The 22,200-nt window shown below is 69.3% G+C and carries 23 protein-coding genes and 1 tRNA gene; 12 read left to right on the top strand and 12 right to left on the bottom strand.

Features of this window, described 5'->3' with window-relative positions:
• The first annotated feature begins 5 nt into the window (after positions 1–5).
• Together polA and Q8N19_RS15130 are read left to right on the top strand one after the other, a co-directional pair.
• Positions 6–2,843, top strand: coding sequence for a DNA polymerase I (gene polA / locus Q8N19_RS15135; protein ID WP_305592065.1), 2,838 nt, complete (start codon positions 6–8; stop codon positions 2,841–2,843).
• A gap of 42 nt (positions 2,844–2,885) precedes the next feature.
• Positions 2,886–3,764, top strand: coding sequence for a DUF1206 domain-containing protein (locus Q8N19_RS15130; protein ID WP_305592063.1), 879 nt, complete (start codon positions 2,886–2,888; stop codon positions 3,762–3,764).
• Between the two features lie 8 nt (positions 3,765–3,772).
• Here Q8N19_RS15130 and Q8N19_RS15125 read toward each other — a convergent pair whose 3' ends face one another.
• The 6 genes from Q8N19_RS15125 to Q8N19_RS15100 all read right to left on the bottom strand — a co-directional run bounded on the left by Q8N19_RS15125 (position 3,773) and on the right by Q8N19_RS15100 (position 9,198).
• Entirely contained in the window at positions 3,773–4,552 is a 780-nt protein-coding gene (locus tag Q8N19_RS15125) for a metallophosphoesterase family protein (protein ID WP_305592061.1), read from the bottom strand.
• Between the two features lie 82 nt (positions 4,553–4,634).
• Positions 4,635–6,386, bottom strand: coding sequence for an SLC13 family permease (locus Q8N19_RS15120; protein WP_305592059.1), 1,752 nt, complete (start codon positions 6,384–6,386; stop codon positions 4,635–4,637).
• Positions 6,383–6,580 carry a hypothetical protein gene (locus Q8N19_RS15115; RefSeq protein ID WP_305592054.1) on the bottom strand — a complete coding sequence of 66 codons (198 nt, stop codon included), beginning with the start codon at positions 6,578–6,580 and terminating at the stop codon, positions 6,383–6,385. The genes Q8N19_RS15120 and Q8N19_RS15115 overlap by 4 nt, the downstream gene beginning before the upstream one ends.
• Before the next feature lie 174 nt (positions 6,581–6,754).
• On the bottom strand, positions 6,755–8,362 hold the full coding sequence (locus Q8N19_RS15110; protein WP_305592052.1) for a methyl-accepting chemotaxis protein: 1,608 nt from the start codon (positions 8,360–8,362) through the stop codon (positions 6,755–6,757).
• Between the two features lie 61 nt (positions 8,363–8,423).
• A complete protein-coding gene (locus tag Q8N19_RS15105; RefSeq protein ID WP_305592050.1) occupies positions 8,424–8,738 on the bottom strand; it encodes a hypothetical protein in 315 nt (104 codons plus the stop codon).
• 384 nt (positions 8,739–9,122) lie between these two features.
• A tRNA-Ala gene (locus Q8N19_RS15100) sits at positions 9,123–9,198 on the bottom strand.
• 130 nt (positions 9,199–9,328) lie between these two features.
• Here Q8N19_RS15100 and Q8N19_RS15095 point away from each other — a divergent pair.
• From Q8N19_RS15095 to Q8N19_RS15055, 9 genes are all read left to right on the top strand, one after another.
• Positions 9,329–9,643: a YggT family protein gene (locus Q8N19_RS15095; RefSeq protein WP_305592049.1), complete on the top strand. Its 315-nt coding sequence runs from the start codon at positions 9,329–9,331 to the stop codon at positions 9,641–9,643.
• Positions 9,644–9,653: 10 nt separating this feature from the next.
• On the top strand, positions 9,654–9,932 hold the full coding sequence (locus tag Q8N19_RS15090) for a DUF167 domain-containing protein (protein ID WP_305592047.1): 279 nt from the start codon (positions 9,654–9,656) through the stop codon (positions 9,930–9,932).
• A 33-nt stretch (positions 9,933–9,965) separates the two neighbouring features.
• Positions 9,966–10,481, top strand: a complete 516-nt coding sequence (locus Q8N19_RS15085; protein WP_305592045.1) for a DUF2939 domain-containing protein — start codon at positions 9,966–9,968, stop codon at positions 10,479–10,481.
• Positions 10,482–10,515: 34 nt separating this feature from the next.
• Complete coding sequence (locus Q8N19_RS15080; RefSeq protein WP_305592043.1) at positions 10,516–11,304, top strand: dienelactone hydrolase family protein; 789 nt, start codon at positions 10,516–10,518, stop codon at positions 11,302–11,304.
• A gap of 122 nt (positions 11,305–11,426) precedes the next feature.
• A complete protein-coding gene (gene rbfA, locus Q8N19_RS15075; RefSeq protein ID WP_305592041.1) occupies positions 11,427–11,870 on the top strand; it encodes a 30S ribosome-binding factor RbfA in 444 nt (147 codons plus the stop codon).
• 3 nt (positions 11,871–11,873) lie between these two features.
• Positions 11,874–12,806 (top strand): tRNA pseudouridine(55) synthase TruB, encoded by a 933-nt coding sequence (gene truB / locus Q8N19_RS15070; protein WP_305592039.1) that lies wholly within the window; start codon positions 11,874–11,876, stop codon positions 12,804–12,806.
• 14 nt (positions 12,807–12,820) lie between these two features.
• The gene (gene rpsO / locus Q8N19_RS15065) at positions 12,821–13,090 is read left to right on the top strand and encodes a 30S ribosomal protein S15 (RefSeq protein ID WP_305592037.1); all 270 of its coding nucleotides are present in this window, start codon (positions 12,821–12,823) and stop codon (positions 13,088–13,090) included.
• 268 nt (positions 13,091–13,358) lie between these two features.
• Positions 13,359–15,497, top strand: a complete 2,139-nt coding sequence (gene pnp / locus Q8N19_RS15060) for a polyribonucleotide nucleotidyltransferase (protein WP_305592035.1) — start codon at positions 13,359–13,361, stop codon at positions 15,495–15,497.
• Between the two features lie 269 nt (positions 15,498–15,766).
• Positions 15,767–16,291 carry a DUF2087 domain-containing protein gene (locus tag Q8N19_RS15055; RefSeq protein ID WP_305592033.1) on the top strand — a complete coding sequence of 175 codons (525 nt, stop codon included), beginning with the start codon at positions 15,767–15,769 and terminating at the stop codon, positions 16,289–16,291.
• 216 nt (positions 16,292–16,507) lie between these two features.
• Here the strand turns inward: Q8N19_RS15055 and dnaA are convergent, their stop codons facing one another.
• The 6 genes from dnaA to mutM form a co-directional block, all read right to left on the bottom strand.
• Entirely contained in the window at positions 16,508–17,962 is a 1,455-nt protein-coding gene (gene dnaA, locus Q8N19_RS15050; protein WP_371133874.1) for a chromosomal replication initiator protein DnaA, read from the bottom strand.
• A 418-nt stretch (positions 17,963–18,380) separates the two neighbouring features.
• Positions 18,381–18,650: a 30S ribosomal protein S20 gene (gene rpsT / locus Q8N19_RS15045; protein WP_293321062.1), complete on the bottom strand. Its 270-nt coding sequence runs from the start codon at positions 18,648–18,650 to the stop codon at positions 18,381–18,383.
• Between the two features lie 117 nt (positions 18,651–18,767).
• Positions 18,768–19,352 carry a GDSL-type esterase/lipase family protein gene (locus tag Q8N19_RS15040; protein WP_305592029.1) on the bottom strand — a complete coding sequence of 195 codons (585 nt, stop codon included), beginning with the start codon at positions 19,350–19,352 and terminating at the stop codon, positions 18,768–18,770.
• On the bottom strand, positions 19,353–20,138 hold the full coding sequence (locus tag Q8N19_RS15035; protein ID WP_305592356.1) for an enoyl-CoA hydratase: 786 nt from the start codon (positions 20,136–20,138) through the stop codon (positions 19,353–19,355).
• 47 nt (positions 20,139–20,185) lie between these two features.
• Positions 20,186–21,064 (bottom strand): TraB/GumN family protein, encoded by an 879-nt coding sequence (locus Q8N19_RS15030; RefSeq protein WP_305592027.1) that lies wholly within the window; start codon positions 21,062–21,064, stop codon positions 20,186–20,188.
• A gap of 5 nt (positions 21,065–21,069) precedes the next feature.
• Entirely contained in the window at positions 21,070–21,933 is an 864-nt protein-coding gene (gene mutM, locus Q8N19_RS15025; RefSeq protein WP_305592025.1) for a bifunctional DNA-formamidopyrimidine glycosylase/DNA-(apurinic or apyrimidinic site) lyase, read from the bottom strand.
• Positions 21,934–22,032: 99 nt separating this feature from the next.
• On the opposite strand from mutM, the gene Q8N19_RS15020 reads away from it, so the two are divergent.
• Positions 22,033–22,200 (top strand): class I SAM-dependent methyltransferase (locus Q8N19_RS15020; RefSeq protein ID WP_305592353.1); only part of this gene is annotated, 168 nt, incomplete at its 3' end.

Here is a 22,200-nt window from a genome sequence, read left to right as displayed (position 1 = left end):
CGCGCATGACCGACACGCTTGAGACCGCCCCCCTGCCGGACCTGCCGCGGACCCCCACTCAGGATGGGCCGCCGGTGCGGCTCTATCTGGTGGATGGGTCGGGCTATATCTTCCGCGCCTATCACGCCCTGCCGCCATTGACCCGAAAGAGCGACGGCCTGCCCATCGGGGCGGTGTCGGGCTTCTGCAACATGCTGTGGAAGCTCCTGGTGGAGATGCGGGCCCAGGCCGATGCGCCGACCCACCTGGCGGTGATCTTCGACCATTCGGAGAAGACGTTCCGCAACGGCCTCTATGACCAGTACAAGGCGCATAGGCCGCCGCCGCCGGAGGACCTGATCCCGCAGTTTCCCCTGGTGCGGGAGGCGACGCGGGCCTTTGGCGTGCCCAGCCTGGAGCTGGCCGGCTATGAGGCCGACGACCTGATCGCGGCCTATGCCTGCAAGGTGCGCGACGCCGGCGGCGAGGTGACCATCATCTCGTCGGACAAGGACCTGATGCAGCTGGTCGGCGACCGGGTCTCCATGCTCGACACCATGAAGAACCTGAAGATCGGCCGCGAGCAGGTGATCGAGAAGTTCGGGGTGCCGCCAGAAAAGGTGGTGGATGTCCAGGCCCTGTGCGGCGACTCCGTCGACAATGTGCCGGGCGCGCCGGGCATCGGCATCAAGACCGCCGCCCAGCTGATCAACGAATATGGCGACCTCGATACCCTGTTGGCCCGCGCGGCTGAGATCAAGCAGCCCAAGCGGCGCGAGACCCTGATCAACTTCGCCGACCAGATCCGCCTGTCGCGCCAGCTGGTGCAGCTGGACTGCGACACCCCCCTGCCCGCCCCCATCGATGAACTGGTGGTGGCCGAGCCGGAGCCCGCCGTGCTGGCGGCCTTCCTGGAGGAGATGCAGTTCCGCAGTCTGGCCAGGCGCGTGAGCGCGGGCGACGCGGCCCCCTCCCAGCCGGCGCCGGAGCCGCGGGCTGCGCCGGAAGCGCCGCCCATCGACGTCAACGGCTATGAATGCGTGCGCGATGTGGCGACCCTGGAGGTCTGGATCGAGAAGGCCCGGGCCATCGGCGTCGTGGCCTTCGACACCGAGACCGATGCGCTCTCCTCAGCCAGCGCCGGCCTGTGCGGCGTGTCCCTGGCGCTCGCGCCGGGCGAGGCCTGCTACATCCCGCTGGCCCATGAGGAACTGGACGGCCTGGCGCTCGACGCCCCGTCGGACCTCACCCAGATCCCCCTGCCCATCGCCATCGAGCTGTTGAAGCCGATGCTGGAGGACCCCGCGGTCCTGAAGATCGCCCAGAACGCCAAGTACGACCTGGCCGTCCTGTCGCGCTACGGAATCCGCGTGGCGCCGGTCGAGGACACCATGCTGATCTCCTATGTGCTGGAGGCGGGCCTGCACGGGCACGGCATGGACGAGCTGTCGCGCCTGTGGCTGGGCCACGAGCCGATCCCGTTCAAGCAGGTGGCCGGGACCGGCAAGGGGCAGAAGAGCTTCAAGAAGGTCGCCCTGAAGGAGGCCACCTGTTACGCCGCCGAAGACGCCGACGTCACCCTGCGGCTCTATGAGGTGCTCAAGCCCAAGCTGGCGCCTGCCGGCCTGTCCACCGTCTATGAGACCCTGGAGCGCCCGCTGGCCGCCGTCCTGGCCGACATGGAGGTGGCCGGCATCGCGGTGGACCCCGAGCACCTGAGGCGCCTCTCCAACGACTTCTCCCTGCGGATGGCCGAGTTCGAGGCCAAGGCCCACGACCTGGCCGGCCGGCCCTTCAACCTGGGCTCGCCCAAGCAGGTCGGCGAAATCCTCTACCAGGAGATGGGGCTTTCGCCGAAGCGGACCACGGCGTCCGGCGCCTCGTCCACCGACGCCTCGGTGCTGGAGGAGCTGGCCGCCCAAGGCCACGAACTGCCCCGCGTCCTGCTGGACTGGCGCCAGCTGTCGAAGCTGAAGGGCACCTATACCGACGCGCTTGTCTCGGCCATCGCGCCCGACACCAGGCGGGTGCACACCTCGTTCGCGCTGGCGGCCACCACGACGGGGCGGCTGTCGTCGTCCGACCCCAATCTGCAGAACATCCCGATCCGCACCGAAGAGGGCCGCAAGATCCGCAAGGCCTTCGTGGCCGAGCCCGGCCATCTGCTGATCAGCGCCGACTACAGCCAGATCGAGCTGCGCATTTTGGCCCATATGGGCGACATTCCGCAGCTTAAACGGGCCTTTTTGGACGGTCTGGACATCCACGCCATGACGGCCTCGGAGATGTTCGGCGTGCCCATCGAAGGCATGCCGGCCGAGACCCGCCGCCGCGCTAAGGCGATCAATTTCGGCATCGTCTATGGCATCTCGGCCTTTGGCCTGGCCAACCAGCTGTCGATCCCGCAGGACGAGGCCGGGGCCTATATCCGCACCTATTTCGACCGCTTCCCCGGCATCCGCGACTATATGGACGCCGAAAAGGCCAAGGTGCGCAGCCAGGGCTTCGTCACCACGCTCTTTGGCCGCAAGGTGAACATCCCCGAGGTGGGCGCCAAGGCCGCCGGCATGCGGGCCTTCGCCGACCGCGCGGCGATCAACGCCCCCATCCAGGGCACGGCCGCCGACGTGATCCGCCGGGCCATGATCCGCATGCCGGGCGCCCTGGCCGCCGCGGGGCTTTCCACCCGCATGCTCCTGCAGGTGCACGATGAACTGGTGTTCGAAGCCCCCGAGGCCGAGGCTGACGCCGCCATCGCCGTCATCAAGAAGGTGATGGAGACCGCGTCCGAACCCGCCGTGGCCTTCTCCGTGCCCCTGGTGGTGGAGGCCCGCGCGGCGGCCAACTGGGACGACGCGCACTAGGGCCTGGAACCTGGGCTGTCGCGGGCACGTTCCCGCCCGGCCATGACCACAGCCTCAGACCACGACGCCGAGACCGCGCTCCGCAAGACCCTGCGCTGGCTTCGCGCCGCACCGCTCGGGGCCCTGGCTCAACTGGCCTGCCGGTTCGGTTACGCCGCCCGGGGGTTTGTCTATGTGAGCATAGGCGTCATCGCCGTCCTGGCGGCCGTGGAGAGGGTTCCGCAGGCCGAGGGCTCGCTCGGGGCGGTGGAGGCCTGGGCCGACTGGCCGCTGGGCCTCGTCCTCCTGGGGGCGGCCGGGATCGGCCTCTATGGCTTCGCAGGCTGGCGACTGTTGCAGTCGGTGTTCGACGCCGAGCGCCAGGGGACCAGCCCCAAGGCCCTGGCCGCCCGGGCCGGCCAGGCGGTCAGCGGCGTCGTCTACGGGACCCTGGGCTTTTCGGTGTTCAGCGCCATGGACCTGCTGGACGATCTGGCCGACCCCGAGGAGGGGGCGAGCGAACAGGAGGCCGCGGCCCAGGCCCTGGCCATCCCCGGCGGCGAGTGGCTGATCATCGGTGTCGGGGTCTTCATCCTGGCCGCGGGCCTGGCCAATCTGGCCAAGGCGATCCGCGGCGGCCTGGCGGAGCGGCTGGTCTGTGACGCGGCGGTGCGGCGGGTGGCCGAACCCATGGGCCGCCTGGGCTATGGCGCCCGCGGCGCGGCCTTCGCCGTCATGGGGGTGATGCTGGTCCAGGCCGGGCTTCACGCCAACGCCGCCGAGGCCGCAGGCCTGGCCGAGGCTTTGCAGGCGCTGGAGCGGGCGCCCTGGGGCGACGGCCTGCTGATCGGCGTGGCGCTCGGCCTGCTGGCCTTTGGCGCCTTCGCCCTGATGGAGGCGCGCTACCGCGAAATTCCGGCGGGCGAAGTCATCGACGACTGAGGGCGGACCTAGGCCGCCGCGCGCCCCACCCGGGCCTGGATGATCTTCTGGCCGGTCTCGTCCAGCCGGGCGGCGGTGAGCACGCCGGTGGCGTAGGCGCCGGTGTCGAGGCCCAGCCGGTGCGGCGTCATCTGCGGCGCCTCCATCGGCGTGTGTCCATGGACGATCACCTTGCCGAACGGCCCCGGGGCCTGCAGGAACTCGCCGCGGATCCACAGGAGATCCCGCTCGGTCTGATGGGCCAGCGGCACGCCCGGCCGCACCCCGGCATGGACAAAGGCGTAGTCCCCCACCTCGGTGATCAGCTCCAGCTCGTCATAGAAGGTCTTGTGGTCGCCCGGCAGGGTGGCGGCGAAGGCCTCCCGCGCCACCGCCCAGGCCTCGGGATCGGTGCGGGTGGCCGGCGGCTGCACCCCATAGGAGGCCAGGGTGGCGTTGCCCCCATGCTCGGCCCAGGTGGAGCCGAAGCCCGGCTCATCCAGGAAGCGCAGCAGGGCCTCCTCGTGATTGCCCTTGAGCGCGCGGACCTCGAAGGCCGGCTCCCGGCGCAGCGAAAGGATGGTCTCCACCACCTGATGGGAGCCCGGCCCCCGGTCCACATAGTCCCCCAGGAAGATCAGGATCGGCTGGGCCTGCGGCGGTTCGGCGCTGACGTCCCGGGCGATCTCCCGCAGGAGGCCTTCAAGCAGGTCGTGGCGCCCGTGAATGTCCCCCACCGCATAGACCCTGCGCCCGCCGGTTGAGGGCGGGGCGGCGGGCTTTTTCTTGCCGAACAGGCGGTTGAACAAGGGCTGACGTCCTGGGGTCGCGATGCGTCCTACATAGTGGCGGCTTGCCCCCCGCCAAGGCAAGGGCGCGGGGGGCTCGCCTCTAGGCGTAGAAGAAGGAGATCATGCCCGAGGAGACCAGCACCACCAGGGTGGTGAGGGCCGCCCCCACCCGGGCGTAGTCCCGGAACTTGTAGCCCCCGGGCGCCATGACCAGCAGATTGTTCTGGTGCCCGATGGGCGTCAGGAAGTCCGACGAGGCGGCGATCAGCACGGCCAGCAGCAGGGCGTCCGGCGGGAAGCCCAGCTGGACGGACATGCCGATGGCCACCGGCCCCATGATCACGGCGGTGGCCACATTGTTCAGGAACAGGGACAGAAGGATGGTGGCCACGGAGACCGCGGCGGCGGCGGCGAACAGGGGCGCGCCGCCCAGACCCGTGCCCAGCCAGTCGGCGACGATGGCGGCGGCCCCGCTGGTCTGGAAGCTCTGACCGACCGGGATCATGGCCGCCAGCAGCACGATGGCCGGCCAGTCGATCGAGGAATAGATCTCGCCGGAGGGCAGGAAGCGCAGGGCCGCGAGTCCCGCGGCGGCGGCGGCGAAGGTCAGCGCCGTGGGCAGGCCGAAGGCGACGGCGGCGATGACGGCTGCGGCGTAGATGGCCAGAGCCAGGGCCGCGCGCCTGGGCTGCACCACCACGGCGGACTTGCGGTCGAGCTCCAGCAGTCGGCCATAGCGCAGGAAGGCCTCCAGCTTTTCGGCGGGGCCATGCAGCACCAGCTGATCGCCGGCCCGGATCTCCATGGCCCCCAGGGAGCCCTCGGCGCCGGCGGCGCGGGGGCCGGCGGCTACGACCCGCAGCTCCTGGTCGGTCTCGGCGGCGATGGTGTCATAGGGCCTGCGGATCAGGGGCGAACCATGGGCCACCGCCACGCGGGAGGTCACCGCATCGGCGGCGCTGGACCGCTCGAAGGCCAGGCTGCCGCCGACCTTGTTGGCCAGCTCCCAGGGATCGAGGGGGGACACCACCAGCACCCGGTCGGTGGGCGACAGCCGGTCGAGCTTGTCGAGCTTGATGCGCCGGTGCCGACGGATCACCGCAAGGACATGGCCGCCCGAGGCCTTGATCTCAGCGAACAGGGCCTCGTAGTCGATCTCCGGGACCTTGCCCTCCTCATCGGCGGGGGGGCGGGGGGGAAGCAGTTCGAACACGTTGCGACCGCCGCTGGCGGCCTCCTCGCCCGCGCGCCGCGGGGTCAGCCGCCAGCCGATCAGGCAGAGGTAGAGCAGGCCGGCCCCGGCCACGGTGACGCCGAGCGGCGACATGGCGAAGAAGCCGAAGGGCTCGCCCAGCTCCTCCCGCCGGATCGAGGACAGGATCAGGTTGGCCGGCGTGCCGATCAGGGTGGTCATGCCCCCCAGGATGGTGGCGAAGGCGAGCGGCATAAGGCCGGCGGCGGCCGGCAGGCGGGCGGCGCGGCAGACGCTGGCCACCACCGGCATGGTGATCGCCAGGGCGGCGATATTGTTCATGAAGGCCGACAGGGCCGCCGCCGCGATCAGCAGGATGCTGAGCTGCAGGGGAAAGGGCATCCGCAGGGCCGCCAGCCGTTCGGTGGCGGCGGCGGCCACCCCGGTCAGCTCGATGGCCCGGCCGATGATCAGCACGGCGGCGACCACCACCACGGCGGGGTCTGAAAAACCCTGCAGAGCCTGGTCGGGGGTGGTGAGCCCCAGGATCAGACAGGCGCCCAGGGCGCACACCGCCACCAGGTCGTGACGCACCTTGTCCCAGGCGAACAGGGTCAGGGCGAAGACAAGGACCAGGCCGGCCAGAAGGGCGTCGCTCATGGGGCGACCTCGTCCGGGCTGGCGTCAGCCCCGGCGGCCTGCGCCCCCGTCAGGCCGAGGGACCGCACATCGGCGACCCACAGGGCCGAGGGGTCCTGTGGCGAGACGGCGGGCGTCTCGCTCATGTTTTCGATGTCGCGCACGCCCAGGGCCTCCAGCCGATCGGCCACGGCTTGCGCTCGGGCCTCGGCCACACGGAGATTCCGGCGCCTTGGCCCCCGAGGTCCGGGGCTGGCCGACCCAACGACTTCGGCGCCGAAACGTTCCATCGCGCGATCATCAGCGATCACTGGCGCGCAGGGACCCGAGCGGCGGAGCGAGGCCGCTGGGTGGAGCCCCGTCAGCGGATCAGGGCCGCGCCTGGCTCCTTAGGCGGCGGCCCGCCGACCAAGCGCCATGGACGCTCCCGGTGCGCCGATGTCGAAGCGGGCGACGCTCTCGGCCAGCAGCCGGGCTTCGCTGGCCAGGGCGTGGCTGGCCGCCGTGGTCTCTTCGACCATGGCGGCATTCTGCTGGGTCACCCGGTCCATATCGTTCACGGCAGTGTTGACCTCGTGCAGGCCGGTGGCCTGTTCCTGGGCGCCGGCGGCGATCTCCCGCACCAGGCCGTCAATCTCGGCCACATGGGCCACGATCCGCTGCAGGGCCTCGCCGGTCTGACCCACGAGGCCGACCCCTTGGGCCACCTGCTGGGACGACGCGCTGATCAGGGACTTGATCTCCTTGGCGGCGTCGGCCGAGCGCTGGGCCAGAGCCCGGACTTCGGAGGCGACGACGGCGAAGCCACGGCCGGCGTCCCCGGCCCGGGCGGCCTCGACCCCGGCGTTGAGGGCCAGCAGGTTGGTCTGGAAGGCGATCTCGTCGATGACGCCGATGATCTGGGTGATCTCGGCGGAGGATTTCTCGATCTCGCTCATGGCCTGGACAGCGTCGCCGACCACCTGGCCGGCCTTCTGAGCGTCCTGGCGGGAGCGGGCCACCACTTCGGCGGCCTCCTTGGCGCCCTCGGCGGACTTGCGCACCGTGGCGGTGACCTCGTCCAGGGCCGCGGCCGTCTCCTCCAGGCCGGCGGCCTGCTGCTCGGTGCGGCGGGAGAGATTGTCGGCCGCCTGGCTGATCTCGCCGGCGCCGCCGCTCATATTGGTGGCGGCCTGGGAAATGACCCCCAGGGCGTCCTGCAGCCGTTCGGCGGCGCTGTTGAAATCCCGACGAAGGGCCTCGTACTGCGGGGTGAAGGCCTTGCCGATGCGGTAGGTCAGAACCCCTTGAGCCAGCTTGTCGAGGCCTGCCGCCAGGCCCTCGACCACGGCCTTGCGCTCCTCATCGACCGCCTGCTGCAGGTCCAGACGCTCCTGGGCGGCGATGGCCTCGGCGGCCCGGGACTCCTCAACCGCCAGGGTGGCGCCCTCGGCAGTCTGGCGGGCGGCCTGCGCCTCGGCCACAGCCGTGGTGGAGGTGGCGAACATCTGCAGAATCCGCAGGGCGGCCCAAACCAAGACTGCGGCCTCGATCACCAGGATCACCGCATGGACCAGAACCCGGCCGATATCGCCGCCGCCTGGGAAGACCGCGGCGGGCAGGACGAAGCTGAGGACCAGGTGGTGGACGGCCACGGTTCCGGCCCCGGCCACAATGGCCCGCCAGTCGCAGAAGACGATCAGGGTCGCCAGCGCCGCGAAATAGGCCATGTGCATGTCCACCTGCCAGGGGGCTCCAGCGAAGGCGGCCACCAGGAGCGACACCGCCCCCATCAGGGCGACACCCAGGGTCAGTCGCGCCGCGGCGCCGCCGACCCGGGTCATCAGCAGGGAGGCGCCGGCCAGGGCGGCCACCGCCAGGCTGAGGCCGATCCAGGGCCCGCCGTTCAGGAAGGCGGCCAGTCCCACCAGGGGGATGAACAGGCAGATCAGGGCGTTCAGGACCTTCAGACCAAAGGCGCGCTGGTCTTCGAGGGTGAGGGCGCGGGAGTTGGTCATGGTGTGCGGCTCTGGCGGATGGCGGCGGCTAAGCCGGGGATTGGGGGTGGGACGGGCATGGTCAGCGGGGCGGGGCGCAGGGCCCGGCCAGTCCCGGATCGACGACCAGCCAAGCGCCCTGGGCCCGCAGGGCCGCGGCCAGACTCCGGTTCGTCGCGTCCGAAGGCGCGCGCTCTGTAAGGGTGATGATGAAGGGCTGGGCGCCAATGCCGGTGACGGCGCCGGCGCGATCAGCGGCGGCCAGGGCGCGCGGGGCGTCCCACCAGGGCGGGAAAATAGCGGCGGCGGCGTTGGCCTGACGCGGGGCGGCGCCCAGGACGAGGGCGGCGATCAGGCTCAGAAAGCAAAGGCCGGCGGCTGGAAACCACGTCGCCACGGATCAACTCCCCATTTCGGGGAAGAGGTGTAGCGCCGGCTGGGTTAATCAGAGCTTAGCCACCCTGAAGGGCGGCAGGATGTCGCAGATGTCTAGCCATCTGGCTAGGGTCTGGAGACCTAAGCCAAAATCGAAAAAGGTAGGCTGAGAGTCATCGCCTGGTCCAATGACTGACCTGGGCGATGACTCAAGCATTCACCATCGGGGGCTCAGAAGACGAAAGCGAGCACAGCACCGACGACAACGACCAGACCGACAATATAGATGATCGAGTTCATAACATCTCTCCAGGGTTAGCTGTGGTTGGAGAACGTCATGCCCACGCTCCGGTTCCACCGCGGTGTGGGGCGGGTCCGTCATGGCGAAAGCGCTGGAGGAGAATCCTGGTGGAGCCGAGCGGAATCGAACCGCTGACCTCCTCATTGCGAACGAGGCGCTCTACCAACTGAGCTACGGCCCCCAGGAAGGCGCGGAGTTAGGCGCGCGGTAGATTTCTGTCAAGCCGCTCAAAGGCTCAGGCGCCGGCGCCGCCTTGTCAGGGGGGAGGCCCCGCGGCTAGAACCGGCGCTCAAGTCAGATCGGGACGCCCCATGGCCGCCATCCTCCAGTTCATCTTCTTCATCATCGGGGCGATCCTCCAGCTGATGATCTATGCGATCATCATCAATGCGATCCTGTCCTGGCTGGTGGCCTTCGACGTGATCAATCTGCGCAACCGGTTCGTCTACAATATCGCCCGCGCTCTGGAGGCGGTGACCGCGCCGGTGATGCGCCCGGTGCAGCGCATCATTCCGCCCCTGGGCGGGGTGGATATCAGCCCGATCATCGTCATCCTGGTGCTGATCGGGGTGAAGGACATCCTGCTGCCGGCGCTCTATCGCGCCCTGGTCACACCGGTCATCTGAGTCTTGTAAGATGCGTCTGGCCGTGCGGCTGACGCCCAAGGGCGGGCGCGACGCCGCCGACGGCTGGGGCCAGGACGCCGAGGGCCGGGCCTATCTGAAGGTGCGAGTCTCGGCCCCGCCGGTGGATGGCGCGGCCAACGCGGCCCTGATCACCTTCCTGGCCAAGACGCTCCGGCGACCGCGCTCCAGCCTGAAGATCGTGTCCGGCGAGACCGCGCGACTGAAGCTGGTGGAAATCGAGGATCTGGCGGATGAAGATCTGGCCGCCGCCTTCGGATCGCCACCGTGAGGCGATCCTGATGATCGTCGAAGAGGATGCCCGATGTTCAAGCCCCTGCGCCTGCTGATCCCGCTCGCCCTCGTCCTGACGCTCACCGCCTGCGCCGGCGGCGCCCAGCGGCTGGATGCGGCGGGCGACGTTCACACCCTGCTGACCGCCATCCGCGACGGGGACGAGGCGACCTTTGATCGCCATGTGGACCGCCAGGCGCTGCGGGCGCAGATTGAGGCGCGCATCGCCGCCGAGACCGCCCGCGCCGGGGGCAATGACGAGATGCGGGCGCTCGGCGCCCTGCTGGGTCCGGCCATCGCCAAGGCCGCCAGCGAGCAGCTGGTCCGCCCGCAGGTGTTTCGCGGGGTGGCTGAATACTACGGCTATGACGCGGCCCAGCCCCTGCCCGGGCGGGTGGCCATCGCCGGGTCGCTGAAGGCCCTGGACGATGGCCGGGTCTGCGCCACCCGGACCAAGGACGGCCCCTGCCTGCTGATCTTCACCCAGACCGAGGGGGTATGGCGGCTGTCGGGCTTTGAGGGCGAGATCGACATGCTGCGCCGCTGAGCTAGTCTCCCCTCGACGCGCAGGGGGAGACGACATGGCGGCGGTTGAGCTGGACGGCTTTCAGCGGTTCGAATTCGACGACGGCCGCTTTGTCCGGCCCGTCTATCGCCGCGGGACGGGGCCGGCGGTCATTGTCATCCACGAGATGCCGGGCCTGCACCCCCTGGTCCTGGCCTTCGCCGAGCGGCTGAGCCAGGCGGGCATGAGCGTCTGGTGCCCGAGCCTGTTCGGAGAACCCGGCCGGCCGGTCAGCCGGCCCTATCTAGCGGCCGAGGCCCTGAAGGCCATCTGCGTGCGCCGGGAATTTCATGTCTGGGCCACCGACAAGTCGAGTCCCATCGTCGACTGGCTCCGCGCCCTGGCCCGTCAGGCCCACGCCGAGTGCGGCGGCAAGGGCGTGGGCGCGGTGGGCATGTGCTTCACCGGCGGCTTTGCGCTGGCCATGATGACTGAGCCCGCCGTGGTGGCGCCGGTCCTGGCCCAACCCTCCCTGCCGCTGGCCGCAGGATCGAAGCGGCGCGCCGCCGCCATCGGGGTCAGCCCGGCTGAGATCGCCTGCGCCAAGGGGCGGTTCGAGACCGAGGACCTGTCGATGATCGGCTTGCGCTTCAAGGGCGACGCCCTGGTGGGCCAGGCGCGGTTCGACCGCTACCGGGCCGAGTTCGGGGACCGGTTCGAGGCCATCGAGCTGGAGGACGCCGACGCCGCCCCCTCCCCCATCGCACCCCACTCGACGCTGACCCTGCATCTGGCGGCCGACGGGCCGACCAAGGCCGCCGAGACCCGGGTCATCGACTTCTTCCGCCAGCGCACGGGCGCGTGAGCGCCCTGGCGGGCCGCGCGGCGCGGGCCTAGACTTCGGAAGGCGCGGCCACTAGAAGCGCGCCCTTCCCTGCGCCGGGCGTTCGAGCCGCCGGCCAGGCCAGATCCTGCGAGAGCCTCGCCATGAAACGCCGTCCCCCTTCCCGCACGCCGGCTTCGCGCACGCCTGGCGCCCGTCCCGCCCTTCGCGGCCCCAGCCAGCGCCAGCTGCGGGCCGGCGAGCTGGTCCGCCACGCCCTGGTGGAGATCCTGCGGGAAGAGGACCTGGACGATCCGGCCCTGGCCGGCGACCCCGTCACCATCACCGAGGTCCGCGTCAGCCCCGACCTGCGCCACGCGGTCTGTTTCATCCAGCCCCTGGGCGGCGAGAACGCCACCGAGGTCGTGGCGGCCATGAACCGGGCGTCCAAATTTTTCCGCGGCCGGCTGGGGCGGATGATCGAGCTGCGCGCCACGCCGGAACTGAAGTTCCTGCATGACGAGACCTTCGACGCCGCCGACCAGATGAGCCGGCTTTTCGACGATCCCAAGGTCCGCCAGGACCTCGACGCCCCCGAAGAGGACTGAGCCATGGGCCGTCGGCGCAAGGGTGAGGCGGTGTCCGGCTGGATCTGCCTGGACAAGCCCTATGACCTGACCTCCACCCAGGCGGTGGGCAAGGTCCGCAGGATCTTCAACGCCCAGAAGGCCGGCCACGCCGGGACCCTCGACCCCCTGGCCACCGGCGTCCTGCCCCTGGCGCTGGGCGAGGCGACCAAGACGGTGGCCTATATGGTCGAGGCCGATAAGGGCTACCGGTTCACCATCTGCTGGGGCGCGTCCACCACGACGCTCGACCGGGAAGGCGAGATCACCGCCCGGTCCGACGTCCGCCCGACGCCCGAGCAGGTCAAGGCCGTGCTGCACGAGTTCGAGGGCGAGGTGATGCAAGTCCCGCCCATCTATTCGGCCATCAAGGTCGACGGCGAGCGGGCCTATGACCTGGCCCGCGCGGGCGAAGAGGTCGAGCTGAAGGCGCGCCCCGTCATGATCCACGGCCTAGCGGTGGGCGAGGCGCCCGACGCCGACCACATCGAGCTGATCATGGACTGCGGCAAGGGCGCCTATGTGCGCTCGGTGGTGCGCGATCTGGCCCTGCGGCTGGGGGCGGAGGCCCATGTGAGCGCCCTGCGCCGCACCCGGGTCGGCGCCTTCACCGAGGCCCGGGCGATCGGGCTGGATTTACTTGAGGAATTGGGGCATAAGGCCCGGCAGTCGGAGGCATTGCTTCCGGTCGAGACCGCGCTGGACGACATCCCGGCGTTGGCCGTGACCGACGAAGACGCTTTCAGACTTAAGCAGGGACGGTCGATCGTTCTCGTTCCCCGACAGGTCGAAACCTTGAGAGCCGGGCTTGCGCCGGGCGCTCGAACCGTTTCGGCCATGTGTCGTGGCGTGATGGTGGCCCTCTGCGAGATGCGCGCCGGCAAGCTCGAGCCGTCCCGTGTCTTTCATCTCGAATAGAGCGGAGACGCACGATGTCGGTTACCCCGGACCGTAAGGCCGAACTCATCAAGACCCACGCCCGCAGCGAGGGCGACACTGGAAGCGCCGAAGTGCAGGTCGCGATCCTGACTGAACGGATCGTCAACCTCACCGAGCACTTCAAGACCCACAAGAAGGACAACCACTCGCGTCGGGGCCTGCTCAAGCTCGTCTCCCAGCGCCGGTCGCTCCTCGATCACCTGAAGAAGTCGGAAGCCGACCGTTATCAGGCCCTCATCGAAGTGCTCGGCCTCCGCCGCTAGACCGTCCAAGCGCCCCCGCGAAAGCGGGGGCGTCGCATATGGGGCCCTGCTTCAAGGACCCCGCCGCCGCTCAATGCGGCCATCACCACCGCCCCCTCCGAGACAGGCCGGGGATTATCGGGCGGCGGGGCCAAGGCCCCAAGACGCACGCTGAGGGTTGCGACGAAATCCTCATCACGCCTGTTCACCTGGAGAGGATTTCGGAAGTCCGACGCCCTGTCCGCCCCCGCCAGGAATACGCCTGCGGGACCTGAAAGAAGAAAAACGCATGTTCGACATCAAACGTAAGACCATCGAGTGGGGCGGTAAGACGCTGACCCTCGAAACCGGCCGCATGGCCCGTCAGGCTGACGGCGCGGTTCTGGCCACCTACGGCGAGACCGTGGTGCTGGCGACCGCCGTGTTCGCCAAGAGCGCCAAGCCCGGCCAGGACTTCTTCCCCCTGACCGTGAACTATCAGGAAAAGACCTATGCCGCGGGCAAGATCCCCGGCGGCTTCTTCAAGCGCGAAGGCCGGCCTTCGGAAAAGGAGACCCTGGTCTCCCGCCTGATCGACCGTCCGATCCGCCCCCTGTTCGTCAAGGGCTTCAAGAACGAAGTCCAGGTGGTCTGCACCGTTCTGGCGCACGACCTGGAAAATGATCCCGACATCGTCGCCATGGTTGCGGCCTCGGCCGCCCTGGTGATCTCCGGCGCCCCCTTCATGGGCCCGATCGCCGCGGCCCGGGTGGCCTTCATCGAGGGCGAGTACGTCCTCAACCCGACCCTGGACGAGCTGAAGACCAGCCAGATGGACCTGGTCGTCGCCGGCACCGCCGACGCGGTGATGATGGTCGAGTCCGAAATCCAGGAACTGACCGAAGAGCAGGTCCTGGGCGGCGTCTCCTTCGCCCACAAGTCGATCCAGCCGGTGATCGAGGCGATCATCGACCTGGCCGAGCATTCGGCCAAGGAGCCCTTCGACTTCGCCGCTGACGACACCGACGCCCTGAAGGCGCAGATGAAGACCCTGGTCGGGGCCGACATCGCCGCGGCCTACAAGGTCACTAAGAAGCAGGACCGCCAGGAAGCGCTCAGCCAGGCCAAGCAGAAGGCCATGGCCTCCATGGCCAAGTCCGACGCCAATCCCGACGGCGCCGACGGCCAGAAGCTGGGCGGCGTGTTCAAGGAGCTCGAGGCTGACGTGGTCCGCCGCGGTATCCTCGACACCGGCCTGCGCATCGACGGCCGCACCGTCGACAAGGTCCGTCCCATCGTCTCGGAAGTGGGCATCCTGCCCCGGGCCCACGGTTCGGCCCTGTTCACCCGCGGCGAGACCCAGGCCCTGGTGGTCGCCACACTGGGCACCGGCGACGACGAGCAGTTCATCGACGCCCTGGAAGGCACCTACAAGGAGAAGTTCCTTCTCCACTACAACTTCCCTCCCTTCAGCGTCGGGGAAGCTGGCCGCATGGGTTCGCCTGGCCGTCGTGAAATCGGCCACGGCAAGCTCGCCTGGCGCGCCGTCCGTCCGGTCCTGCCGGCGACGGAAGACTTCCCCTACACCATCCGCCTGGTCTCGGAGATCCTGGAGTCCAACGGCTCCTCCTCCATGGCCACGGTCTGCGGCGCGTCGCTGGCCATGATGGATGCGGGCGTGCCCCTGAAGAAGCCGGTCTCCGGCATCGCCATGGGCCTGATCCTGGAGTCCGACGGCTTCGCCGTGCTCTCCGACATCCTGGGCGACGAAGACCACCTGGGCGACATGGACTTTAAGGTCGCCGGCACCGCTGATGGCATCACCTCGCTGCAGATGGACATCAAGATCGCCGGCATCACCGAGGAGATCATGAAGAAGGCGCTGGAGCAGGCCAAGGAAGGCCGCCAGCACATTCTGAACGAGATGACCAAGGCCATGGACGCGCCCCGCGCTGAGCTCGGGGAATACGCGCCCAAGATCGAAACCATGAAGATCGCGGTCGACAAGATCCGCGAAGTCATTGGTTCGGGCGGCAAGGTGATCCGTGAGATCGTCGCCGAAACCGGCGCCAAGGTGGACATCTCCGACGACGGCACCATCAAGATCGCGGCTTCCGAACAGTCCAAGATCGATGCGGCCCGCGACTGGATCCGCTCCATCGCCTCGGAGCCCGAGCTGAACGCGATCTACACCGGCAAGGTGGTCAAGGTCGTCGACTTCGGGGCCTTCGTGAACTTCTTCGGCGCCAAGGACGGCCTGGTTCACGTGAGCCAGATCTCCAACGAGCGCGTGGCCAAGGTCTCCGACGTTCTGACCGAAGGCCAGGAAGTGAAGGTCAAGCTCCTGGGCTTCGACGATCGCGGCAAGACCCGCCTGTCCATGAAGGTCGTCGACCAGGTGACTGGCGAAGACCTGTCCAAGAAGGAAGGGGCCGAGGCCGAGGCCTGATCAGCCTCTCCTCCATCCTGACGACGAACGAGGGCGGCCGCAGCGATGCGGCCGCCCTTTTTCGTGCGCGACTGGCCAGCCTTGCCAGCCTCTGACGGACTGATAGAAGCGCTGTCAGGGTCTGCAGTTCACCCAGGCGTCACCGCCCCACCCGGGGAGCTAAACCTGCCTTGAGACGAAGACGCCCCGCTTATCCGAAAGCGCCGGGTCGAAAGTCGGTGACCTCGACGCCCCTGAGACACGGGGTTGGCGCCTCATGAGGATGAGTGATGCCCAGAACAGCTATCCCGTACGCCACGCCGGACATCTCGGCCCTGGCCAAGTCCCTGCGCGACCAGCTGGCCCGCCAGGGGCCGACGCCCGGCCATGTGGAGATGCTCAACATCCTGGCCCGGGCGGCCGGGGCGAAGAACTTCCAACACTTTCGCGCCCGCTCCGTCGCCCCTGAGGCGCCGATCGAGACGCCGCCCGCCGATCTCGCGCGGGTGGAGAAGATCGCCCGGCAGTTCGACGCCCAGGGGCGGCTTGCCCAATGGCCGGCCAAGCGCTCCCAGCAGGCCCTGGCGCTTTGGGCCCTGTGGGCGGCCCTGCCGGCCGGGGATGCGGTTTCAGAGCCGGTGTTCAACGCCCGGCTGAACGCCCTGCACACCTTCGGCGACCCGGCCATCCTGCGCAGGTCCATGGTCAGCGCGGGCCTCGTCTCGCGCACCCAGGACTGTCAGGACTACCGGCGGATCGAACAGCGGCCGCCGCCTGAGGCCCAGGCCCTGATCCGGCGGCTGCGGCGGGGCTGACTTGGCCGGCCCCTCCCCCGCCCGTCACCGTCGCGCTTGACGCGAGGGTCCATAAACACCGGGCCCGCCTGGGTGCTCATGGATGGTCGGATCAAGTCCGACCATGACGGAGAGAGGTCAGAGCCTCAAACCGTCCCAGGCGTCGGCTGAAAAAGCGAAAGGCCCGCCGGGGTGGCGGGCCTTTGGGCTTGCGGACCGTGGGGTCGGCTAAGGCGCTTAGCCGCGCAGCTTGCGCAGCAGGAGGTCGAGGTCGCGGGCCAGGCTCGGATCCTCGGCCTTCAGGGCCTCGATACGGCGCACGGCGTGCAGGACGGTGGTGTGGTCGCGGCCGCCGAACCGACGGCCGATGTCGGGCAGGGAGCGGGTGGTGATCTGCTTGGCGATCCACATGGCCGCCTGGCGGGGGCGCGCCACAGCCCGGGCCCGGCGTTCTGACAGCAGGTCGGCCTGGGTGAGGCCGAAATGCTCGGCCACGGCCTTCTGGATGTGATCCACCGTCACCTTGCGCTCCGGCGCCGACAGGTGAGGCCGCAGAATGGCCTGGGCCTCGTCCAGGCTGAGCTGGGCGAGCTCGGGTCCCACCCGGGCCACCAGGGTGTTCAGGGCCCCTTCCAGCTCGCGCACGCTGTCGCTGAAGCGGTCGGCGAGGAACTGCAGCACCTCAGGCCGCACCTCAGCGGGGAAGCCCCCCTGGCGGGCCAGCATGGTCAGTTTGCGCTCCAGAATGCCCTGGCGAAGATCCCGGTCGGCCGGCTCGATGCCGCAGACCAGGCCCGCCTGCAGATGCGAGCGCAGGCGCGGCTCCAGGTCCGACAGCTCGTGCGGCGGCCGGTCGGCGGTCATCACCACCCGGCGGCCGTCCTGAACCAGGGCGATCAGGGTGTGGAACAGCTCCTCCTGGGTCGAGGCCTTGCCGGCCACGAAGTGGACGTCGTCGATCAGCAACAGGTCGGCGTCGCGCAGCTCATCCTTGAAGGCCGCTGTCTGGCGGTCCTGGACGGCCTTGACGAAGGTCTGGGTGAACCGTTCGGCGGTCAGATAGACCACCTTCTTGTCCGGGGCCGTGCGCAGAGCCTCCCAGCCGAGCGCGTTCAGCAGGTGGGTCTTTCCGAAGCCATAGGGGCCATGAAAGACCACCGGATTGAAATGGCCATCGGCCCAGCAGCCCACCCGGCGGGCCACGGCGAAGGCGAACTCATTGGCCGGCCCCGGCACGAAGGTGTCAAAGGTGAAGCGTTCCTGCAGGCCGTGGGTCCGGACCGGGCGGGCGGCAGGCGCCTCAAAGGCCGCAGGAGCCTCGTGGAGGGTCAGGACGGGGGCGGCGGCAGCCTGGGCAGCGGCGAGGGTCACCTCGGCGATCACGGGCTCCGCAGGGGCCGCCCCGTCGAACTCCATGCGGGATTTCAGGTCGAGCGCCCGGCCCTCGGGGTCGTTCTGCGCCCAGAGCTCGCCGATGCGGCGCCAGGCGTGGCGGCGGATCCAGTCCCGGGCCACGCCGGTGGCCGCCACCAGACAGACCTCATGCTCGGACCGCTCACGCAGGGCGGCGTGGCCGAGCCAGGAGCCGAAGGTGGCGTCGCCCAGCTCGCGTTTCAGGGTCAGGCAGGTCTTCGTCCAGACCGCCCCAGCCGGCGTCGCCGTCGTTCTATCCGCCAATCCCCCAGAAGCCATTTTCGCTCTTCCCCCAACATCCGCCATCATTGGCCGCAACCCCACGCCGCGGCCACGTTATTCAACAACCACAGAGGCTTACCCGGAGAGCGCATAGAGTCCCGCCCCCGTTTTTTTCATCCGAATTCAGATGGAAAACACGTCTGTGTTGAAGGCCAGAGACTAGTCCTGGACCGGGGGGGGTCAACGGTGATTCTTCGCGCCGTCCGCGGATATTTTCGTTGACTCAAGCGCGAGCCCTCGCGCCACAAGGGAAATGCCGAAATGGCCGATCTGGGCTGAGAACATTGGTCGCAGGCGTCGCACCTCGGCGCCCGGAAAACGACAAAGCCCGCACGCCGGACAGGCGCGCGGGCTCGTTCATTCTTCGAACAGATTCAAGACTCTAGGCCGCCCGAAGGGCAGTCGAGGTCAAGCTTTAGGCGACGGCCAGCTTTTTCAGCCGGGCGGCCAGACGCGAGACCTTCCGCGAGGCGGTGTTCTTGTGGATCACGCCCTTGGTGACGGCGCGCATCACTTCGGACTGGGCCTCTACGAAGGCGGTCTTGGCGACGGCGGCGTCGCCGGCGGCGACCGCCTCCTCGAAGCGTCGGAGATAGGTCCGGACGCGCGAGCGGCGGGCGGTGTTGACTTCGGTGCGACGGGCGATCTTGCGGATCGCCTTCTTGGCGCCGGGCGTGTTGGCCATTCTGAAGCTCTCGAAAAGTAACGCGCCCGAACGCAGGTCCGGGCGGTGAAAATCGGAGGCGCGGATATACGGGATGGCGGCGGGCCGGTCAATGGCGCCTGACCGGTCAGCCCGGATTCACTGCAGGCCGGTGAAGCTTCGCCATGCCGGATGGACCGCCACAAGCTCGGCCAGCTGCTGATACCCGGCCGCGCCCGGGTGAGCGCCGTCGCCGGCCTGGGCCTCGGCCAGCCAGGTTCCGCTGACCGCCAGGGGGCGCAGCACGTCGATATAGGGGACCCTGAGACGGGCGCACAGCGCCTTGAACGCTTCGTTCAGCGCCTCGACCCGCGCCGCGAGCCCTGGCTCTCCGGCCGGCGGCGGACCCACCATCAGCACCGGCGCCTGCTGAGCGCCCGCGCTCAGCAGGAGATGGGCGTTCTTCAGGCTCTCGGCCGGCGAGAGTCGTGAGCTCTCCCCTTCGGCGGCGTTCGCGTCATTGCAGCCAAAGGAAAAGACCAGCCCGCAGGGTTCAAGATCGGTGAGCCGCGGCTGGGCCTCGGCCAGCCAGCGGCGGGCGATGTCGGCGCTGGTGTCCCGGCGGACGCCAAGATTGTACAGCGTCACCTCCGGTCGCCCGGCCAGGGCGCGGCCAAGCCAGCCCTGGTGGGCCGGATCGCCGACCCCAGCCACGAAGGAGTCCCCGAAGGCGAGGATCCGCACCTAGCGGCCCTTGAAGCTGGGTTTCCGCTTTTCGACGAAGGCGGCCATGCCCTCCTTCTGGTCGTCGAAGGCGAAGAGGGAGTGGAACAGCCGCCGCTCCACCGCCACCCCGGCCGACAGGGTGGTCTCGTAGGCGGTCTCCACCAGCTCCTTGTTCATCATCACCGCCACCGGCGACTGGGCGGCGATCTTGGCGGCCGCCGCCAGGGCCTCCTCCACCAGGGTCTCAGCCGGCAGCACCCGCGAGACCAGGCCCGCGCGCTCGGCCTCGGCGGCGTCCATCATCCGGCCGGTCAGGATCATCTCCATGGCCTTGGACTTGCCCACGAAGCGGGTCAGGCGCTGGGTGCCGCCGATGCCGGGCATGACGCCCAGATTGATCTCCGGCTGGCCGAACTTGGCGGTGTCGGCGGCCAGGATGAAGTCGCACATCATGGCCAGTTCGCAGCCGCCGCCCAGGGCGAAGCCGGCGACCGCGGCGATGATCGGCTTACGGCAGGCCTCGATCCGCCGGGCGCTACGGGCGAAGGTGTCAGCCAGGAACATGTCGGCATAGGTCTTGTCGGCCATCTCCTTGATGTCGGCGCCGGCGGCGAAGGCCCGCGCCGAGCCGGTGAGCACCAGGCAGCGGACGTCCGCATCGGCCTCAGCGGCGTCCAGCGCGGCTTCCAGATCGGCGAGCAGCTGGGCGTTGAGGGCGTTCAGCGCCTCGGGGCGGTTGAGGCGGATCAGGGTGACGGGGCCGTGGGCCTCGATGAGCAGAGTCTCGTAGCTGGGCGCGGACATGGGCGCTGACATGGGGCGGCTCCTGTGGAAGACACGTCCCTTGCCGCTTAAGGCCCCTCGACCTCGTAGCCAAGGGCGCGGAGACGCTGCGGCAGGCCGACCTCCCCCACCAGATGCCCGGCGCCGACCACCACCACTGTGCGACCCGAGCCCTCCAGCCGGTCCTGCAGCAGGGCGAGCCAGGCGGCGTTGCGGGCGACGATCAGGCGCTCATAGAGGGCTGGCGCGACCGCCTCCAGGGGCGCCACAGCCTCGGCCTCCAGGGCGGCCAGGTCGGCGTTCATCCAGATGGCCACCAGCCGGTCGAAGGCCTCGGGGTCCTCCTCCATGGCCTGGAGGTTATAGGCGAGGCTGGCGAGCTGTTCGTCCATGGGCACGTGGTCGAAGGCCGACAGCTGGTCCTCGACGGTTTCCAGGGCCTCGCGCCGCACGCTGGGCGGGGCTGTGGCGCTGACCTGCTGTTCCACACCGTTGGCGATGTCGGCCCCCTGGGCGCCCACCATGGTGGTGACCAGCATGACCTCGGCGAACCAGGGCTTGAGCTGGTCGAGCACGTTGGGCGGCAGGCCGTACTTCACCGCCATGCGGCCCAGGCGCAGCCGGCTGTCTTCGGGCAGGCGTTCATAGAGGCCAGGCCCCGGCGGCAGGACGCCCAGCCGCATGGCCAGGCGGGCGGCTTCCTGCTCGGTGGCGGGATCCACCGGCAGCTCGAACCAGAGATCGTCGGCCTTCGCCAGGGCCTCATCCAGGGCCTGCGGCCGCCAGTCGAGCCCTGGCGGCAGCAGGTGGATGGAGCCGAACAGCAGCATCTCGGAATCGTGATCGCGGACGATCCACACCGCTGGCTGCGCCTTGGCTGGCGGGGGCGCGCAGGCCGCCGACAGGGCCAGGAGGATCAGGGCGCAGAGCCCGGGCAGACGACGCATCACGCTCACCTCTGGCAGGCAGGACAGAAGAAGGTCGAGCGCCCGGCCTGGACCTGGCGCTGGATGGTCCCTTTGCAGCCCGCATTGAGGCAGGGCTCGCCCTCCCGCCCATAGGCGCGGAAACTGTGTTGAAAATAGCCCAGGGCCCCGTCGGCGGCGGCGTAGTCGCGCAAGGTGGAGCCGCCGGCGGCGATGGCGGCGGTCAGCACCTGGCGGATGGCGTCCACCAGGCTGGTCAGCCGCCGCTTGCTGATTTTGCCTGCGGGGCCGAAGGGGGAGATGCGGGCCATGTGCAGGGCCTCGCACACATAGATGTTGCCGAGCCCCGCCACGATCCTCTGGTCCAGCAACAGGGTCTTTGGACCCTGCTTGCGGCCTTCGAAGGCGCAGGCGAGGTGGCCGGCGTCGAAGGCGTCGGACAGGGGCTCCGGCCCCATGCCGGCGAACCAGGGGTGGCTGGCTAGGGTCTCTGTCGGGATGAGGCCCATATAGCCGAACCGCCGGGGGTCGTAATAGGTGACCCGGCCGCCGGCCTCGGTCTCGAAGACCACATGGGCGTGCTTGGGATCGGGGTCGGCGGCATAGACGAACTGGCCTGGCCGGATCGTCCCCTCGGGACGGGCGATCTCGAAGCGGCCGCTCATGCCCAGATGCATGACCAGCGTGTCGCCGCGGTCGGTGGGGGCCAGCACATATTTCGCCCGCCGGGACAGGGCCTCGATGCGCGCCCCGGCCAGCCGCTGGACGAACCCCTCGGGAAAGGGAAAGCGCAGGTCCGGCCGCCTGGCCTCCACGCGGGTCAGGCGCTGGCCGTCCAGAACGGGCGCCAGGCCGCGGCGGACGGTCTCGACCTCGGGAAGTTCAGGCATGGGGCATCGATTGGCAGAGGCCGCGCCCCCGATCAACTTGAACTGTGTGAGGCGGCCTTGCGCTGGCGCGGGCGGCTCAGGGAGGCTATGAGGCGAGCCATGACCGGACCTGCCGCCACCTTCGGCTTTCGCGACGTTGCGGCCGACGAGAAGCCTCGCCTGGTGCGCGGGGTCTTCGACAGCGTCGCCCGCCGCTATGACCTGATGAACGACCTGATGAGCGGCGGCGTCCACCGCCTCTGGAAGGACGCCGTCGCCGCCCGCCTG

Source organism: Phenylobacterium sp., assembly GCF_030693405.1.
Lineage (GTDB): Bacteria > Pseudomonadota > Alphaproteobacteria > Caulobacterales > Caulobacteraceae > Phenylobacterium.
The sequence above is the reverse complement of the archived record's forward strand: the minus strand, read 5'-3'. Positions and strand labels throughout refer to the sequence as shown.

Excerpts from the sequence above, each read along its gene's own strand:
- Q8N19_RS15085 (WP_305592045.1), top strand. The coding sequence starts at position 9,966 with ATGTTCAAGCCCCTGCGCCTGCTGATCCCGCTCGCCCTCGTCCTGACG.
- pnp (WP_305592035.1), top strand. The coding sequence starts at position 13,359 with ATGTTCGACATCAAACGTAAGACCATCGAGTGGGGCGGTAAGACGCTG.
- Q8N19_RS15080 (WP_305592043.1), top strand. The coding sequence starts at position 10,516 with ATGGCGGCGGTTGAGCTGGACGGCTTTCAGCGGTTCGAATTCGACGAC.
- Q8N19_RS15130 (WP_305592063.1), top strand. The coding sequence starts at position 2,886 with ATGACCACAGCCTCAGACCACGACGCCGAGACCGCGCTCCGCAAGACC.
- Q8N19_RS15090 (WP_305592047.1), top strand. The coding sequence starts at position 9,654 with ATGCGTCTGGCCGTGCGGCTGACGCCCAAGGGCGGGCGCGACGCCGCC.
- rpsT (WP_293321062.1), bottom strand. The coding sequence starts at position 18,650 with ATGGCCAACACGCCCGGCGCCAAGAAGGCGATCCGCAAGATCGCCCGT.
- Q8N19_RS15120 (WP_305592059.1), bottom strand. The coding sequence starts at position 6,386 with ATGAGCGACGCCCTTCTGGCCGGCCTGGTCCTTGTCTTCGCCCTGACC.
- polA (WP_305592065.1), top strand. The coding sequence starts at position 6 with ATGACCGACACGCTTGAGACCGCCCCCCTGCCGGACCTGCCGCGGACC.
- truB (WP_305592039.1), top strand. The coding sequence starts at position 11,874 with ATGGGCCGTCGGCGCAAGGGTGAGGCGGTGTCCGGCTGGATCTGCCTG.
- Q8N19_RS15110 (WP_305592052.1), bottom strand. The coding sequence starts at position 8,362 with ATGACCAACTCCCGCGCCCTCACCCTCGAAGACCAGCGCGCCTTTGGT.
- rbfA (WP_305592041.1), top strand. The coding sequence starts at position 11,427 with ATGAAACGCCGTCCCCCTTCCCGCACGCCGGCTTCGCGCACGCCTGGC.
- Q8N19_RS15055 (WP_305592033.1), top strand. The coding sequence starts at position 15,767 with ATGCCCAGAACAGCTATCCCGTACGCCACGCCGGACATCTCGGCCCTG.
- Q8N19_RS15095 (WP_305592049.1), top strand. The coding sequence starts at position 9,329 with ATGGCCGCCATCCTCCAGTTCATCTTCTTCATCATCGGGGCGATCCTC.
- rpsO (WP_305592037.1), top strand. The coding sequence starts at position 12,821 with ATGTCGGTTACCCCGGACCGTAAGGCCGAACTCATCAAGACCCACGCC.
- Q8N19_RS15035 (WP_305592356.1), bottom strand. The coding sequence starts at position 20,138 with ATGTCCGCGCCCAGCTACGAGACTCTGCTCATCGAGGCCCACGGCCCC.
- dnaA (WP_371133874.1), bottom strand. The coding sequence starts at position 17,962 with ATGGCTTCTGGGGGATTGGCGGATAGAACGACGGCGACGCCGGCTGGG.
- mutM (WP_305592025.1), bottom strand. The coding sequence starts at position 21,933 with ATGCCTGAACTTCCCGAGGTCGAGACCGTCCGCCGCGGCCTGGCGCCC.
- Q8N19_RS15030 (WP_305592027.1), bottom strand. The coding sequence starts at position 21,064 with ATGCGTCGTCTGCCCGGGCTCTGCGCCCTGATCCTCCTGGCCCTGTCG.